Genomic DNA, 16,951 nt, shown 5'->3' with positions numbered 1-16,951 from the left:
ATTTTAATTTTCAGGAGCAATTTTATCAATAGTATCTTTAATTGCGCGCTGAATATCTATATCATTAGGTATGTCTTGTGATGTGTCATTACCATATAATGCCATTAAATCATCAAATAAGCTAAGGTAGCTATTAAAGGTCTTCGTTTCTTGTAAGGCAAATTCTTGATCATTATATATTACCAAAATATCTATTAAAGATCGATAGCGCTGAATATCTAAGTAAATATCTTCACCTACAACCTTATCTTGGTCTTCTAATGGTAAACTACTATAATAGGCTAAGTTTTCTTGATATTTTTTAGCAACATCTTTATAGAGCATACGGCCTTTGTCCTTGTTTCCAACTTCATAATATGCGCTAACATAAGGCTCAAGTAAAGAGTAAAAACCAAACTTATCTACAGGCATTTTTTCCATAGCTATGTCTGCAATTTCTTCTGCTTTCTCCAATTGGTCTTCATTAATAAGTTGTTCTATTAAACGTGCCAAATTTCCTCTATACGTAATACCATTTCTTCGAGTTTCAATGTCATAGTACATATCTTCTCCACTTCCTCCCCATTCCCAGTTCTTAACCATGTCGTACATTAAATCAGGATCTACTCTTCCCATGTCATAAGGATTCGCTTGGTCAACAGCTGTCTTTATTGGTACCAGTTTATAACACATACCGTCTAATTGTAGGTAATCTTTTAACCAAACATAGTCCTCTGCACCAAAAGCACCACCTGTAAAATAAATTGGTCGTTCCCAATTATTGTTTGCAAGAATATCTAGCATTAAAAGTCGGTTCTTATACAGATAGCCTCCAGTTATTCTTGTAAATAAATAATCTTCTATTTTATCAGCATCTTTTGGTTTTACGATACCATTCTTTAAAACCATTTCTTTATTAACTGGTATACTAATATTACGAGAAGGGTAGTAATTAGAATTTAATAAGTGTTTTGGGTAACGACTTGGGTCATCACCTTGGTTTTCAACCACGAATTTTAGTTTTGTATTAGGTTTCTCACTCGATACAAAATCCATAAATTGTTTAATATCTAATGTGTCTCTTGCAATACTCTCATTAATCTCTTTGTAGGCAACCACATCTCTGGTTCCGCCTCTATATTGCTTGTGTGTAAGCTGCGAAGGAATTGGGTCACTATCATAAGCTTTACGCTTCATTTGGTCTATATACCAATCGGTTTGAAATAAACTTGTATTTACAACACGAACATCTCTTCGAACACCCTCTATTTCTTGTAAATACCACAACGGAAAAGTATCGTTGTCTCCAATAGTAAATAGAATAGCGTTTGGTGCACAAGATTCTAAATATTTGCGAGCCATAGAGTTTGTGGTATATTTCCCAGAACGATCGTGATCATCCCAATTGTTGGCAGCTAAAATACCAGGTACCAATACTATACAAACTAAAGTGACGATTGGTGCTAATAGCTTCGTTTTAAAATTAGATTTTAATAAATCATAAATGGCATATACGCCAAAGCCAATCCAGATTGCAAACACGTAAAAAGAACCAACCACAGAGTAATCTCTTTCACGAGGCTCAAAAGGTCTAATGTTGGTATAGAATTGAATTGCTAGTCCTGTTAGTAGAAAGAATACTAGTAAAACCCAGAAACGTTTTAAATCTGAATACATCAAGAAGAAAAACCCAATTAATCCTAAAATGAGTGGTAAAAAATAATAAGTGTTTCTAGATTTATTTTCTAAAACATCAGTTGGTAAGTTGTCTTGAGACATTCCTATATGAATTGAATCTATGAAATTAATGCCCGAAATCCAATTACCATTTTTGTGAGTATATCTTCCTTGTATATCGTCTTGTCTTCCTGTGAAATTCCACATAAAATATCTCCAATACATATAACCAAATTGGTATTGAAACATATACATTGTGTTATCAAAAAATGAAGGTTTTTCAATCTCTAAATATTGTTGGCCATATCGACTTAAGAACTGATGGTAATCTTCATAATCAATCTCATGATTGGCAACACGCATTTTAAAGTCATTAACTAATTGATCTATCTGCTGTTTTTCTTGCAATGCATATTGAGAAGATTGTTCTTCCGATAAGCCCGCATTCATCGCTTCATTATAAGCACGAGATTGTAAGGAAGGATCTGCTTTAAAGTCTATTAAACCAGTAAACATCATATAGTTTTCAGCATGTTCTGAACTCCACATTCTAGGTAAAATAGAAGCATGCTCATGGTTGTAGTTTTGTCTACTTTTTTCCCAGTCATTGATAATGACATATTCACCTTTTTCTTCGTCTTTTTCAAAATTCTTCTTGTCGTCAACAAAAGGTTCGTCTTTATCTGCACCAGAATAGGCTTCAGTAAATTGAGGACCATAGAAAAGATGTGTTTCTGGGTATTGCTCTAAATTATAATAGGCTAAAAGTTCTCTAGCATCTGAAGGGTTATTTTCATTAATAACAACTTGCGCATTTGCTCGAATTGGTAACATCATCCAAGATGAAAAACCAATAAAAATAAACATTAAGCTGAGTACTAAGGTGTTCACGTGTTTGTAATCTTTTTTCCTTGTATAGTTCAGTCCAAAATAGAATAAACCAATAACCATTAACCCAGTAATTATTGTACCAGAATTAAAAGGTAAGCCAATAGAGTTTACAAAGAACACTTCTAGGTAACCAAAAAGTTTAAGCGTAGAAGGCAATAATAATTTAAAAATAAAGAGTAGAATAGCTGCAGAAGCTATGTTAGCAATAATAAAATTTTTGACCGTAATGGTTTTGTAGTTTTTAAAATAATATAAAAGCCCTATTGCTGGTATGGTAAGTAAACCCATAAAGTGAACACCAAAAGATAAACCAATTACAAAAGCAATAAGTATTAACCAACGATTTCCTCTAGGTTGGTTCATTTCTTGCTCCCAACGAAGTCCTAAGTAAAATAATACGGCCATTATTAACGTAGCCATCGCATATACTTCAGTTTCAACGGCGTTAAACCAAAATGAATCAGTAAACGTAAAAGCTAAACTACCAACTAAAGCACTTCCTAAAATAGCATAAGCCTTGCTTGGGCTATCTTCTTTTTGATATTTTACGAGTTTAACCAATAATAAACTAATGGTCCAAAACATAAATAGAATAGTGAATGCACTAGCAACACCACTCATCATATTCATAATCATTCCAATTTGCGAAGGCTCTAAAGCAAACATGGAGAAAAAAGCTCCAAACATTTGAAACAATGGTGCTCCAGGTGGATGACCTACTTGAAGTTTTGATGAAGTTAAAATATATTCTCCAGCATCCCAAAAACTAACGGTTGGTTCTATTGTGAGTCCGTAAACTACAACTGCTACTGCAAAAACAAACCATCCTAAGATGTTGTTCCACTTTTTAAAGTTAAAATCTGTCATGAAAACCTTGCTTAATAATGCTGGCGAATTTACTAATTATTACCTAAAACCCTACAGTTTTAAGTTAACGTTAAGTATTTTAAATAATTTTGTCATTTTTTTTTGTCTAAATGAAACTTTGTATTAAATTTGCAGCCTCAATTGAGAGATTGGCCTATGGTGTAACTGGCTAACACATCGGTTTTTGGTACCGAAGAGTCTAGGTTCGAAACCTAGTAGGCCAACTAAAATGTAAAAATCCTAATCAAAACTGATTAGGATTTTTTGTTTTTATATACATGTTCTTAGTTCTAAATTTTAAAAGTAATTACTGGTCGTTTGGCGTGATTAACTAAATCTTCACTAATACTTCCGTTAAAGAAATGAGCAATACCTTGTCTACCATGTGTGCTTATTCCTATTAAATCTGCATCAATATCTTTTGAAACATTTAGAATGCCGTGTTCTACTGTCGTATCGTTATGAATGGTAATAGTGTAGTTGTCAAAATCTTGTCCAGAAATAAAATCTTTTATTCTAACATTAGCCTCATAAGTTGTCATAAAGTTACTGGAAGTAATAACTAAAAGTAAATGAATTTTTGCACCAAAAGCTTTTGCGAATTTAACAGCTTGCTTATAGGTTTCTCTATTGTCATTTTTAAAGTCTGAAGCAAACACAAAATCCGATACTTCAAAGCTTTCATGTTCATTCTTAATAACTAATACAGGTACATCAGAAGTCCTTACTACTTTTTCGGCATTAGAACCAACAAACATTTCCATAAGACCTGATGAGCCATGCGAGCCCATTACAATTAAATCAATATCAAATTCCTTGCAAGAATCTTTAATTTCATTAAATGTCACATCTGCCTTTACAGTTTCGTGCACAGTAACGCCTTCTAGGTAGTCTTCAGCCATTAAATTTTCAAATCTTTTCTGAGCTAATTTCATAAAAAATAAGGTTTCAGGAATATCACTTTGTGAACTACCTTGGTCATTATGTTGCAATGGAATCTCCATCATGTGCAATAAATAGATCTCAGCATTATGCGCTTTAGCGAGCATAGCAGCTACTTTTAATGCATTTCCGGCTTGTTCCGAAAAATCCGTTGGAACTAATATTTTGTTCATATGTAATTGGTTTATTTAGTTGTAATAAATTTAAGAAAATAATTCCACATTACGAAGCTTGGATAATTTAATAAAAATGTCGTATATTTGCACAGTTATTTACTAAAAATGAATAAGCGAGAGGACGAAAAGTCCTCTCTTTTTATATCAAAAAATGTTTAAGAAAATAGTAGAAGACTTATTAGAAACAGCACTAGAAGAGAGGCAAGATTTATTTTTAATAGATTTTATAATTTCTGGTGATAATGCTATTAAAATTATTATCGATGGAGATAATGGAGTTTTAGTAGAGGATTGCATGTTTATAAGTAGAGCAATAGAACACAACATTGATAGAGAAGAACACGATTTTTCATTGGAGGTATTATCTTCAGGTGCTGCAACACCATTAGTGTTGCCTAGGCAATATACTAAACATGTTGGTAGAAGCTTAGAAGTTAAAACTTTAGATAGTCAGAATTTTGAGGGTGAGCTTAAAGAGGTAAATGACGAAGAAGTGGTGCTAAGCTGGAAAGCAAGAGAGCCAAAACCGGTAGGTAAAGGAAAAGTAACAGTAACTAAAACGGCAACTGTTGCCTTTCAAAATATTAAAGAAGCAAAAGTTAAAATAAAATTTTAATTCATATCAATTATGGAAAATGTAGCGTTAATTGAGTCATTTTCAGAATTCAAAGACGACAAATTAATAGATAGAGTTACGCTAATGGCTATTCTTGAAGATGTATTACGTAATGCATTGAAGAAGAAATATGGTGATGATGATAACTTTGATATCATTATAAATCCAGATAAAGGTGATTTAGAAATTTGGAGAAATCGTATCGTTGTTGCTGATGGTGAGGTTGAAGAACCAAACCAAGAAATCGAATTAACAGAGGCGCAGAAAATAGAACCAGATTTTGAAGTAGGTGAAGACGTTGCAGAAGAAGTGAAGTTAATTGATCTTGGAAGACGTTCTATCTTAGCATTAAGACAAAACTTAATATCTAAGATTCATGAGCACGATAATACAAACATTTACAAGCACTTTAAAGAGCTTGAAGGTGAGATTTATACAGCAGAAGTACATCATATTCGCCATAGAGCAATAATCTTGTTAGATGATGATGGTAATGAAATTATTTTACCTAAAGACAAACAAATTCCTTCAGATTTCTTTAGAAAAGGAGAAAACGTAAGAGGAATTATTGAAAGTGTAGAATTAAAGGGAAGTAAACCAGCAATTATAATGTCTAGAACTTCTCCAATATTTCTTGAGAAATTATTTGAGCAAGAAATACCAGAAGTTTTCGATGGTTTAATTACGGTTAAAAAAGTAGTTCGTATTCCAGGAGAAAAAGCAAAAGTAGCAGTAGATTCTTATGATGATAGAATCGATCCTGTAGGTGCTTGTGTGGGTATGAAAGGTTCTAGAATTCATGGTATCGTACGAGAATTAGGAAATGAGAATATTGATGTAATTAACTATACTAACAATGTTCAACTTTTTGTAACAAGAGCTTTAAGTCCAGCTAGAGTAACTTCATTAAAGTTAGATGAAGAAAACATGCGTGCTGAGGTCTTATTAAAACCAGAAGAGGTGTCTAAAGCTATTGGTAGAGGTGGTCACAACATTCGTTTGGCTGGTCAATTAACAGGTTACGAAATTGATGTGTTTAGAGAAGGTGCAGAGGAAGATGTTGAATTAAAAGAGTTCTCTGATGAAATTGAAGGTTGGGTAATATCAGAATTTAGTAAAGCTGGTTTAGATACAGCTAAGAGTATTTTAGAACAAGACGTTAACGATTTAGTGAAACGTACAGATTTAGAAGAAGAAACGATTTTAGACGTTATCAGAATTCTAAAAGAAGAATTTGAAGATTAAATATCAGTTAAATTTTTAATGAATTTTAGGATTCATTTTGAAGTTGAATTGGTATAACATATATTTAAGTATTTTACAGGCAGTTTATGGCTCAAATGACAAGATTAAATAAAGTATTAAGGGAATTAAACATCTCTATAGATCGTGCTGTGGATTTTTTAGAATCCAAAGGTATCGAGATAGAGAAAAGTCCTAATACTAAAATTTCGCAAGATGTTTATGATACGCTTTCTGATGAATTTCAGACGGATGCATCTAAACGTGAAAAAGCTCAAGAGGTTAGTGAAGCAAAACTTAAGGAAAAAGAAGAGCTTCGTGAACAAAGAGAACGCGAAATTGAAGAAAAGCAAAAGCAAAAAGCCGAAAGAGAATCAATCGTTAAGGCAAAAGCTGAATTAAGTGGGCCAAAACAAGTTGGTAAGATAGACTTAGATAAAAAGGCTAAAGTAGAGAAAAAGGAAACACCTAAAAAACCTGAGGTAAAGGAAGAGCCTAAAGTGGCAGCGCCTAAGGTTGAAGAAAAGCCAGCAAAGGAAGAGGTTAAGAAGGTAGAAAAGGTTGAAGATGTAGCTAAAGTAGAAAAGGTTGTTAAGACAGATAAAGTTGAAAAAACCGAAACTAAAGCACCGGCTAAAAAGCAACCAGAAGCAACAACGCCATCTGAGCCTGTAGAAGAAACACTTAAAACACAATACAAAAAATTATCAGGACCTAATATTACTGGTAAGAAAATTGATTTATCGCAATTCAATAAGCCTAAAAAGAAGAAAGAAGAAAAATCAACAGGTGGTGATGCTAATAAACGTAAAAGACGTAGAATTAGTAAAGGAGGCAATGACTCTGGAGGAAAACCTAAGTTTGATAATAGAAGAGGAGGAAAAGGACGTGGAGGTAATACGAGACCAAAAGTTGTTAAGGAAGAGCCTACTGAAGAAGATGTGAAAAAACAAATTAGAGAAACTCTTGAGAAATTACAGGGTAAATCTAATAAAGGTAAAGGTGCTAAATACAGAAGAGATAAAAGAGATCAACACAGAGAACAATCTGAAATCGATCAAGAAATTGCTGCAGCAGAAAGTAAAACTATTAAAGTAACTGAATTTGTTACTGTTAGTGAAATTGCTACTATGATGGAAGTTGGTGTAACACAAGTTATTTCAGCATGTATGTCTCTAGGTATGATGGTAACCATGAACCAAAGACTAGATGCAGAAACTTTAACTATAGTTGCTGAAGAATTCGGTTACGATGTAGAGTTTATCACAGCTGGTATTGAAGAATCAATAGAAGAAGTAGAGGATAAACCAGAAGATTTAGAACCAAGAGCACCGATCGTTACTGTAATGGGACACGTTGATCATGGTAAAACATCATTATTAGATTATATACGTGAAGAAAATGTAATTGCTGGTGAATCTGGTGGAATTACTCAGCACATCGGAGCGTATGGTGTAGAATTGTCAGATGGTCAAAAAATAGCCTTCTTAGATACACCAGGTCACGAAGCCTTTACAGCGATGCGTGCTCGTGGTGCTCAGGTAACAGATATTGCAATTATTGTAGTAGCTGCTGATGACGCTATAATGCCACAAACTAAAGAAGCAATTTCTCATGCACAAGCAGCAGGAGTACCTATTGTTTTTGCAATAAATAAAATTGATAAGCCAGATGCTAACCCTGAGAAGGTAAAAGAGCAGTTGGCACAAATGAATCTTTTAGTAGAAGATTGGGGTGGAAAAATTCAATCACATGATATTTCTGCTAAAATGGGAACAGGTGTTAAGGAATTACTTGAAAAAGTATTACTGGAAGCTGAATTATTAGAATTAAAAGCTAATCCTAGCAAAGCGGCAAGCGGAACAGTTGTGGAAGCTTATTTAGATAAAGGTAGAGGATATGTGTCAACGATCTTAGTACAAGCAGGTACTTTAAGAGTTGGAGATTACGTATTGGCAGGAAAAAATAGTGGTAAGGTAAAAGCCATGCAAGATGAGAGAGGGCACGATGTTGCTCAAGCTGGTCCTGCAACACCAGTATCTATCTTAGGTTTAGACGGAGCACCTCAGGCAGGTGATAAATTCAATGTATTTGAAGACGAGCGAGAAGCTAAACAAATTGCGACTAAACGTACACAATTACAACGTGAGCAATCTGTAAGAACACAACGTCATATTACATTAGATGAAATTGGAAGACGTATTGCACTTGGAGACTTCCAAGAGCTTAATATTATTCTTAAAGGTGATGTAGATGGTTCTGTAGAAGCATTAACAGATTCTTTCCAGAAGTTATCTACTGAAGAAATTCAAGTTAATATTATACATAAAGGTGTTGGTGCCATCACAGAAAGTGATGTGTTATTAGCAACAGCATCAGATGCTATTATTGTAGGATTTAATGTTCGTCCTGTAGGTAATGCAAGAATGATTGCAGATAAGGAAGAAATTGATATCAGAACGTACTCAATTATTTATGCAGCTATTAACGATCTTAAAGATGCCATGGAAGGTATGTTATCTCCAGAGGTTAAAGAAGAAGTTACTGGTACAGCTGAAATTAGAGAAATATTCAAAGTATCTAAAGTTGGTAATATTGCAGGTTGTATGGTTATGAATGGTAAGATCTTTAGAAATTCTGGTATTAGAATTATTAGAGATGGTGTTGTAGTGCATACAGGTTCTCTTGAGGCTTTAAAACGATTTAAGGATGATGTAAGAGAGGTTGCAAAAGGATACGATTGTGGTATGCAGATTAAAGGATATAATGATATAGCAATTAACGATGTTATAGAAGCATTCCAAGAAGTAGAAGTCAAGAAAAAGTTGAAATAAAAGCAACGTATTGATATAAAAAAAACCGACAAGAAATTGTCGGTTTTTTTATATGCTCAAATGAATACTTAATCTAATCGAGGCTGAATAACATTAGCATTCATGTATTTCTTTCTTATTTTGGCCCAAGCACGATCAGCTTCTAATCGGGTTGCGAAATTACCAACCCAAACTTTATAATTAGGCGTATTCCAAACAATTTCTACTTTCCACTCACCAAAAGAATTAAGAAAGTTAGATTTTTCGCGTTTTGCCTTATCAGGATCTGTGCTGTTATACACTTGAATAGTATAAGTTTTAGACGTTTTAATATCTTTTTTGTACTCTAATAATTTGTCTATGTCGCTGTCTTGGCTTACCTTAACTTCGCCTTCTTGAGCGTTTAATGATAATCCTAACGATAGACTTAAAATTATAAGAAAAATGGTTTTATTGTTAATTTTCATGGATTAGTATTTATTGCAAATGTAAAGTATTCACAGAAATTATTCTGAAATATTATAGACATTCTAATTGTAATTAATTGCGCTTCAAGTTGTCGATATATAAATAACGAAAATTCATACATGAAAATTTTACATTTACATTATTTAGAATTGGTATAAATTATATATTAACAGTTCTCTAAGATTTTCAAAATCGACTTTAAATGTTACTTTTGCCTGAGTTTTTATAAAGATCTTTTTTTACATTTTTAATGAAAAAATCGTACCAAAGTTTAGAAGATAATCCAACTAATAATATGAAACAGGTGATTTACTGTGGTTTAACCTCAAAGATATATAGTCTTTGTATTGTACTTTTACTTACGTTTTCAACTACACTTATAGCTCAAGAAGGTGATCCAGTTAATGGTAAATCGCTATTCAATTCAAATTGTGCTGCATGTCATAAATTAGATAAGCCGATGACTGGTCCTGCTTTACGTAATGTTGAGGCAAGGTTAGCTGATGAGGAAGGTTTAGATAGAGAATGGCTTTCTGCATGGATTAGAAATAGCTCATCGCTTATCAAAGCTGGGGATGCATATGCTAATAAAATTTACAATGAGTATAATGGAGTTGCTATGACGGCATTTCCGCAATTAAGTGATCAAGATATTTCTGATATTTTAGCTTATACTGCTGCTCCAGCTCCTGCTCCTGTTGTGGTAGATGGTCCAAAAGGAGAACCTGTGGATCAAGGAGGGGTTTCAAATAATCTTATTCTAGGTGCTTTGGCATTGTTGTTTGCATTATTGGCAATGGCTCTTGTGTTAGTGAGACGTACTTTAAATCGTTTCGCAGATGCTAAAGGTATCGATGTTGTAACGGAAAATAAAAGACTACCAATATGGAAGGCTTTCGCTCAAAATCAATTCTTGGTATTAGTGACTTCAATCTTCTTTTTGTTAGCTAGTGGATACTTTGTTTACGGTTATTTAATGCAAGTGGGTGTAGATCAAGGTTACGAGCCTGTGCAACCAATTCATTATTCACATAGAATACATGCTGGTGATAATGGTATAGATTGTAAATACTGTCACTCTTCTGCAAGAGTTAGTAAAACTTCAGGTATTCCTTCTTTAAATGTATGTATGAACTGTCATAAATCAATTTCAGAAGTAGCACCAGAAACTTTAGCTGAAGGTGAAGAGTTTGGAGTTAATTATGATGCTGAAATTCAGAAATTATATGATGCAGTAGGATGGGATGGTACAGCTTATACTGGAGAAGCACAACCTGTGAAATGGATTCGTATCCACAACTTACCAGACTTTGCTTATTTTAATCACTCACAACACGTTACTGTTGGTGGTATAGAATGTCAGACATGTCATGGTCCAGTTGAGGAAATGGAGATTATGTATCAGCATGCGCCATTGACTATGGGATGGTGTATTAACTGTCACAGAGAAACTAATGTAAAAGTTAAGGATAACGAGTACTACACTAAAATTCATGAGGAACTATCTAAAAAGTATGGTGTTGAGCAGTTAACTGCAGCACAAATGGGTGGTTTAGAATGTGGTAAGTGTCATTATTAATTAAATAGAATAAATTTAAAGAAATACGACAAGCTTCATTTAAAAGCTTTTATTTAGAGTAGGTCGTAAGTCAAAAAAATCATAAATAAACACTATGTCATCAAACAAGAAATACTGGAAAAGTGTTGAAGAGCTAAACGAAAATAGCTCTATTGTTGAGGCGCTACAACAAAATGAATTTGTGGAAGAAATTCCAACAGATGAGTTTTTAGGAGATAAAGAATCTTTAGAGTCTTCGTCAACTTCGCGTCGTGATTTCTTAAAATACGTTGGTTTTAGTACTGCTGCCGCTTCGTTAGCTGCTTGTGAAGGACCTGTGATTAAATCGATACCTTATATTGTTCAGCCAACGGAAATTATTCCAGGTGTTGCAAATTATTATGCTACTACAATAGCTAATGGTTTTGATTTTGCTAGTGTTTTAGTAAAGACTAGAGAAGGACGTCCTATTAAAATTGAAAACAATACTGATGCGGCTACCAATGGTATAGCTAATGCGAGAGTGAATGCTTCAGTTTTAGGATTGTATGATAACCTTAGAGTTAAAGCACCAATGAAAGATGGTTCTAAAATAACTTGGGGTACTTTTTTATCTGAAACAACAACAACTTTAAAAGGATTAAATGGTAAAGCCATTGTGTTATTGACACAATCAATGCCTAGTCCTTCTACTAATAAATTAATAGCAGAATTTAAAGCTAAGTATGGTAATGTAAAACATGTTGCTTATGATGCAATTTCTGAATCTGCTACATTAGATGCTTATCAGGCGAAGTATGGTAAAAGAGGGATGGCTAACTACGATTTCTCTAAAGCAAAGACTATAGTTTCTATTGGTGCAGATTTCTTAGGAGATTGGCAAGGTGGAGGTTTTGAATCTGGATATGCTACAAAGCGTATTCCTGATCATGGCAAAATGTCTAGACATATTCAGTTTGAATCTAATATGTCATTAACTGGTGCTAATGCTGATAAGCGTGTACCATTAACGCCAAGCGAACAAAAATTAGCTTTAGCTAAATTATATAGTGAAGTAACAGGTAATTCTGCAGGAGGTGTAAAACTTTCTGATGGATTAAATGCAGCGGTAAAAGCAGCAGCTAAAGAAATTAGTTTAGCTGGACGAAATGCTGTTGTAGTTACAGGCATTCAAGATGTTAATGCGCAGACTGCAGTATTAGAAATTAATGCACACCTTAGAAGTGTTGCTTTTGATCCTAATACAACTATTAATACAAGACAAGGTAGCGACAAAGCTGTATCTCAATTAGTGGCCGATATGAAGGCTGGTAAAGTGGGAGCACTTATTATGGCAGGTGTAAATCCGGTGTATACATTACCTAATGCTTCAGATTTTAAAGAAGGATTAGCTAAAACAGAATTGTCAGTTGCTTTTTCAATGAAGCAAGATGAAACTTCATCAGTTTGTCAATATATTGCTGCTGCACCTCACAACTTAGAGTCTTGGGGAGATTACGAATTGAAGTCAGGTCATTATTCTATGATGCAACCTACTATTCGTCCGTTGTTTGATACTAAACAATTTCAAGAAATACTTATGAGTTGGGTAGGAACTACAGGTTCTTACAGAGATTATTTAAAATCAGTATGGACAAAAGACATTTTAAATGGCGCTTCGTTCAATAAAGCCGTTCAAGATGGTGTATTTGTAACACGTTCTGCTGGAAGTAGTAAAGGTGTTGGTGGATCTTCTACAACTATTGAAACGTCTTCGACTGAATTAAAAGATAAAAAAGATAGAACATTTTTAGGTGGCGTAATACATGACGTAGCTGTAGGTGTTGGTATTAAAGATGAAGATAAAGACGAATATGTAACAACTACGTCGTCTACAACAGTAAATAATGCAGGAACTAATAATGCTGACGTAACTTCAGTATTGACTGGAGGAGCTGCGGCAAGAGCTTTAGCTAAAACTAAAGTTTCTGATGGTATGGAGTTAACACTTTATACAAAAACGGGAATGGGAGATGGTCAGCAGGCTAATAACCCTTGGTTACAAGAATTTCCTGATCCTATAACAAGAACAACTTGGGATAATTACTTAACAGTGTCTCAAGCTGATGCCGATAAACTAGAATTAAAAAACTGGAATGTTGCTAATGGTGGATTAAATGGTAGTTATGCTAAAGTTTCGGTTAACGGAGCAGAAGCTGTTACAGTACCAGTTATCATTCAGCCAGGTCAAGCAAAAGGTTCAGTTGGATTATCTTTTGGTTTCGGAAGAACGTCTAAGGCATTAAAAGAAGAAATGAAAACCGGTGTTAATGCTTACCCATTATACCAAAATTTTAATACAATACAATCTGTTACTATTGAAAAAGCTGCTGGAGAACATGAGTTTGCTTGTGTTCAGTTGCATAATACTCTAATGGGTCGTGGTGACATCATTAAAGAAACTACTTTAGAAGTATTCAATACTAAGGATAAGAAACATTGGAATGCAATTCCTCAAGTATCACTTAATCATGTTGAGACACCAGTAACATCACCAGATGTTGATTTATGGGATGAGTTTGACCGTTCGGTTGGTCATCACTTCAATTTATCAATTGATTTGAATGCTTGTACTGGATGTGGATCTTGTGTTATAGCATGTCACGCTGAAAATAACGTTCCAGTTGTTGGTAAATCTGAAATGAGAAGAAGTAGAGATATGCATTGGTTGCGTATTGATAGATATTACTCTCATCAAGATTCATTTGAAGCTGATGATGCAAAGAAAGATGGTTTTGAAGGTTTATTTGGAGATAATGGATCTTTAGGAGGTTTCGGTGAAATGGAAAATCCTGCAGATAATCCACAAGTAGCTTTTCAACCTGTAATGTGTCAACATTGTAATCACGCACCTTGTGAAACAGTTTGTCCTGTTGCAGCAACTGCACACGGTCGTCAAGGTCAAAATCATATGGCTTATAACCGTTGTGTAGGTACAAGGTATTGTGCAAACAACTGTCCTTATAAAGTACGTCGATTCAACTGGTTCTTATATAACAAGAATGATGAGTTTGATTATTACATGAATGACGATTTAGGTCGAATGGTATTAAACCCAGATGTAACTGTTCGTTCTCGTGGTGTCATGGAAAAATGTTCTATGTGTATCCAGAAAACTCAAAAAACAATCCTTGATGCTAAACGTGATGGACGCTTAGTTAAAGATGGAGAGTTTGAAACTGCATGTTCTGCAGCATGTGGAAATGGCGCAATGATATTTGGAGATGTCAATGATAAAGACAGTAAAATAGCAGCATTAAAAGAAGATGATCGTATGTATCACTTGTTAGAAAGCGTTGGAACAAAGCCTAACGTTATCTATCAAACAAAGGTGAGAAACACATCAAAAGCATAAATAATTTAAAGTAACAAGTATATAATTATGGCGTCTCATTACGAAGCACCTATTAGAAGACCTTTAGTAACTGGAGAAAAATCGTATCACGATGTTACAGTTGATGTAGCAAGACCAGTGGAAGGCAAAGCCAACAGAGCATGGTGGATTGTTTTCAGTATTGCTTTGGTAGCATTCCTTTGGGGAATAGGTTGTATTATTTATACAGTATCTACTGGTATTGGAGTTTGGGGTCTTAACAAGACTGTAAACTGGGCTTGGGATATTACTAACTTCGTTTGGTGGGTTGGTATTGGTCACGCAGGAACACTGATTTCCGCGGTACTTTTATTATTCCGTCAAAAATGGAGAATGGCAATTAACCGTTCTGCAGAAGCAATGACAATTTTCTCTGTAGTTCAAGCAGGTTTATTCCCAATTATCCACATGGGTCGACCATGGTTAGCGTATTGGGTACTGCCAATTCCAAATCAATTCGGTTCGTTATGGGTAAACTTTAATTCACCATTACTTTGGGATGTATTTGCAATTTCAACGTATTTGTCTGTTTCATTAGTATTCTGGTGGACTGGTTTATTGCCAGATTTTGCAATGTTAAGAGATAGAGCAGTTAGACCTTTCCAAAAGAAAATTTATGCTTTAGTAAGTTTCGGTTGGTCAGGTAGAGCTAAAGATTGGCAACGTTTTGAAGAAGTATCTTTAGTACTTGCTGGTTTAGCAACACCATTAGTACTTTCAGTACACACTATTGTATCTTTTGATTTCGCGACTTCAGTTATTCCTGGTTGGCATACAACGATTTTTCCACCGTATTTTGTGGCAGGAGCTATATTCTCAGGATTTGCAATGGTAAACACTTTACTTATCATCATGAGAAAAGTGTGTAACCTAGAAGATTATATTACAGTTCAACACATCGAATTAATGAATATTGTAATTATGCTTACAGGTTCTATAGTAGGTGTGGCATATATTACTGAGTTATTTATTGCATGGTATTCTGGTGTAGAATATGAACAATATGCATTTTTAAATAGAGCAACAGGGCCTTACGCTTGGGCTTATTGGGCAATGATGTCTTGTAATGTATTCTCTCCTCAGTTTATGTGGTTTAAGAAATTAAGAACGAGTATTATGTTCTCTTTCTTTATTTCAATTGTAGTAAATATCGGAATGTGGTTTGAGCGTTTTGTAATTATTGTAACATCATTACATAGAGATTATTTACCATCATCTTGGTCTATGTTCTCTCCAACGTTTGTTGATATCGGAATATTTATAGGAACAATTGGTTTCTTCTTTGTATTGTTTTTATTGTACTCACGTACATTCCCCGTTATTGCGCAAGCAGAGGTTAAAACAATATTGAAATCTTCTGGTGAACGATACAAAAATATTAGAGAGCGTGGCGATAGTTTAGTCGGTACAGGTTCAGATGCTAGAACATCGCATCCTGTAGCTTTTAAATCGACTGCTACAACAACTACAGAAAAGCCGGCAGAATTACCAAGTAGTAATGATGAAAAGCTCAATAGTTTATTTGAAGGTATCGGTAAATTTGATGCGTCAACACAAACAGCTGACGATTTAAAAACTGTAAATGGAATTGGTCCTAAAATGGAAGAAGTTCTTAACAGTATAGGTATTTATACTTTCCTTCAGGTAAGTAAAATGACGAAAAAAGAATATGATTTGTTAGATTCAATTACAGGTTCTTTCCCAGGAAGAGCAGAACGTGATGATTGGTCTGGACAAGCTAAAAACTTATTAAACAACTAATATAGTCTATGGAAGCTTCGAAAGTAATTCATGCTATTTATACAGATGATGATGTATTAATGTCAGCCGTTAAAAAGGTAAAGGCACAAAAGCATCACATTGAAGAAATATACACTCCTTTTCCGGTTCACGGACTAGATAAGGCAATGGGATTGGCACCTACACGTTTAGCAATTACAGCATTTTTATATGGATGCGTTGGTATAACAGTGGCCATTACAATGATGAATTTTATAATGATTAAAGACTGGCCACAAGATATTGGTGGTAAACCAAGTTTTAGTTATTTAGAAAATATGCCTGCGTTCGTTCCAATTATGTTTGAGTTAACGGTATTTTTTGCGGCACACTTAATGGTAATTACGTTTTACTTAAGAAGTAGAATGTGGCCATTTAAAAAAGCTGAAAATCCAGATCCTAGAACTACAGATGACCATTTCTTAATGGAAATTGCAGTACATAATAATGAAGAATCATTAACTAACCTGTTAAGAGAAACAGGAGCAGTTGAGATAAATATTGTTGATAACGATGAAGATGCACATTAAT

At 34.2% G+C, this 16,951-nt stretch carries 10 protein-coding genes and 1 tRNA gene; 8 read left to right on the top strand and 3 right to left on the bottom strand.

The window, feature by feature from the left end; all coding sequences use genetic code 11:
* Positions 1 to 3: 3 nt before the first annotated feature.
* Positions 4 to 3,414: a DUF2723 domain-containing protein gene (locus ACJBCC_RS14620; protein WP_299098635.1), complete on the bottom strand. Its 3,411-nt coding sequence runs from the start codon at positions 3,412 to 3,414 to the stop codon at positions 4 to 6.
* Positions 3,415 to 3,564: 150 nt separating this feature from the next.
* Between ACJBCC_RS14620 and ACJBCC_RS14615 the strand changes: the two genes are divergently transcribed.
* Positions 3,565 to 3,638 (top strand) — tRNA-Gln (locus ACJBCC_RS14615).
* Between the two features lie 66 nt (positions 3,639 to 3,704).
* Here the strand turns inward: ACJBCC_RS14615 and ACJBCC_RS14610 are convergent.
* A complete protein-coding gene (locus ACJBCC_RS14610) occupies positions 3,705 to 4,529 on the bottom strand; it encodes a universal stress protein (protein ID WP_299098637.1) in 825 nt (274 codons plus the stop codon).
* 154 nt (positions 4,530 to 4,683) lie between these two features.
* On the opposite strand from ACJBCC_RS14610, the gene rimP reads away from it, so the two are divergent.
* From rimP to infB, 3 genes are all read left to right on the top strand, one after another.
* The gene (gene rimP, locus ACJBCC_RS14605) at positions 4,684 to 5,148 is read left to right on the top strand and encodes a ribosome assembly cofactor RimP (protein WP_299098639.1); all 465 of its coding nucleotides are present in this window, start codon (positions 4,684 to 4,686) and stop codon (positions 5,146 to 5,148) included.
* 12 nt (positions 5,149 to 5,160) lie between these two features.
* A complete protein-coding gene (nusA, locus tag ACJBCC_RS14600; RefSeq protein ID WP_299098641.1) occupies positions 5,161 to 6,393 on the top strand; it encodes a transcription termination factor NusA in 1,233 nt (410 codons plus the stop codon).
* An 86-nt stretch (positions 6,394 to 6,479) separates the two neighbouring features.
* Positions 6,480 to 9,224: a translation initiation factor IF-2 gene (infB, locus tag ACJBCC_RS14595; RefSeq protein ID WP_407557592.1), complete on the top strand. Its 2,745-nt coding sequence runs from the start codon at positions 6,480 to 6,482 to the stop codon at positions 9,222 to 9,224.
* 68 nt (positions 9,225 to 9,292) lie between these two features.
* Here the strand turns inward: infB and ACJBCC_RS14590 are convergent, their stop codons facing one another.
* Complete coding sequence (locus ACJBCC_RS14590; RefSeq protein WP_299098645.1) at positions 9,293 to 9,670, bottom strand: SPOR domain-containing protein; 378 nt, start codon at positions 9,668 to 9,670, stop codon at positions 9,293 to 9,295.
* A 296-nt stretch (positions 9,671 to 9,966) separates the two neighbouring features.
* On the opposite strand from ACJBCC_RS14590, the gene ACJBCC_RS14585 reads away from it, so the two are divergent.
* The 4 genes from ACJBCC_RS14585 (at position 9,967) to ACJBCC_RS14570 (ending at position 16,950) form a co-directional block, all read left to right on the top strand.
* On the top strand, positions 9,967 to 11,250 hold the full coding sequence (locus tag ACJBCC_RS14585; RefSeq protein WP_299098767.1) for a c-type cytochrome: 1,284 nt from the start codon (positions 9,967 to 9,969) through the stop codon (positions 11,248 to 11,250).
* A 94-nt stretch (positions 11,251 to 11,344) separates the two neighbouring features.
* Positions 11,345 to 14,623 carry a TAT-variant-translocated molybdopterin oxidoreductase gene (locus tag ACJBCC_RS14580; protein ID WP_299098647.1) on the top strand — a complete coding sequence of 1,093 codons (3,279 nt, stop codon included), beginning with the start codon at positions 11,345 to 11,347 and terminating at the stop codon, positions 14,621 to 14,623.
* A 27-nt stretch (positions 14,624 to 14,650) separates the two neighbouring features.
* Positions 14,651 to 16,402: an NrfD/PsrC family molybdoenzyme membrane anchor subunit gene (gene nrfD / locus ACJBCC_RS14575; protein WP_299098650.1), complete on the top strand. Its 1,752-nt coding sequence runs from the start codon at positions 14,651 to 14,653 to the stop codon at positions 16,400 to 16,402.
* Positions 16,403 to 16,410: 8 nt separating this feature from the next.
* A complete protein-coding gene (locus tag ACJBCC_RS14570; RefSeq protein ID WP_299098652.1) occupies positions 16,411 to 16,950 on the top strand; it encodes a DUF3341 domain-containing protein in 540 nt (179 codons plus the stop codon).
* Position 16,951 lies beyond the last annotated feature (1 nt).

It is taken from the genome of Winogradskyella sp. 4-2091 (assembly GCF_045765065.1).
Lineage (GTDB): Bacteria > Bacteroidota > Bacteroidia > Flavobacteriales > Flavobacteriaceae > Winogradskyella.
This window is presented reverse-complemented; position numbering and strand designations above follow the sequence as displayed.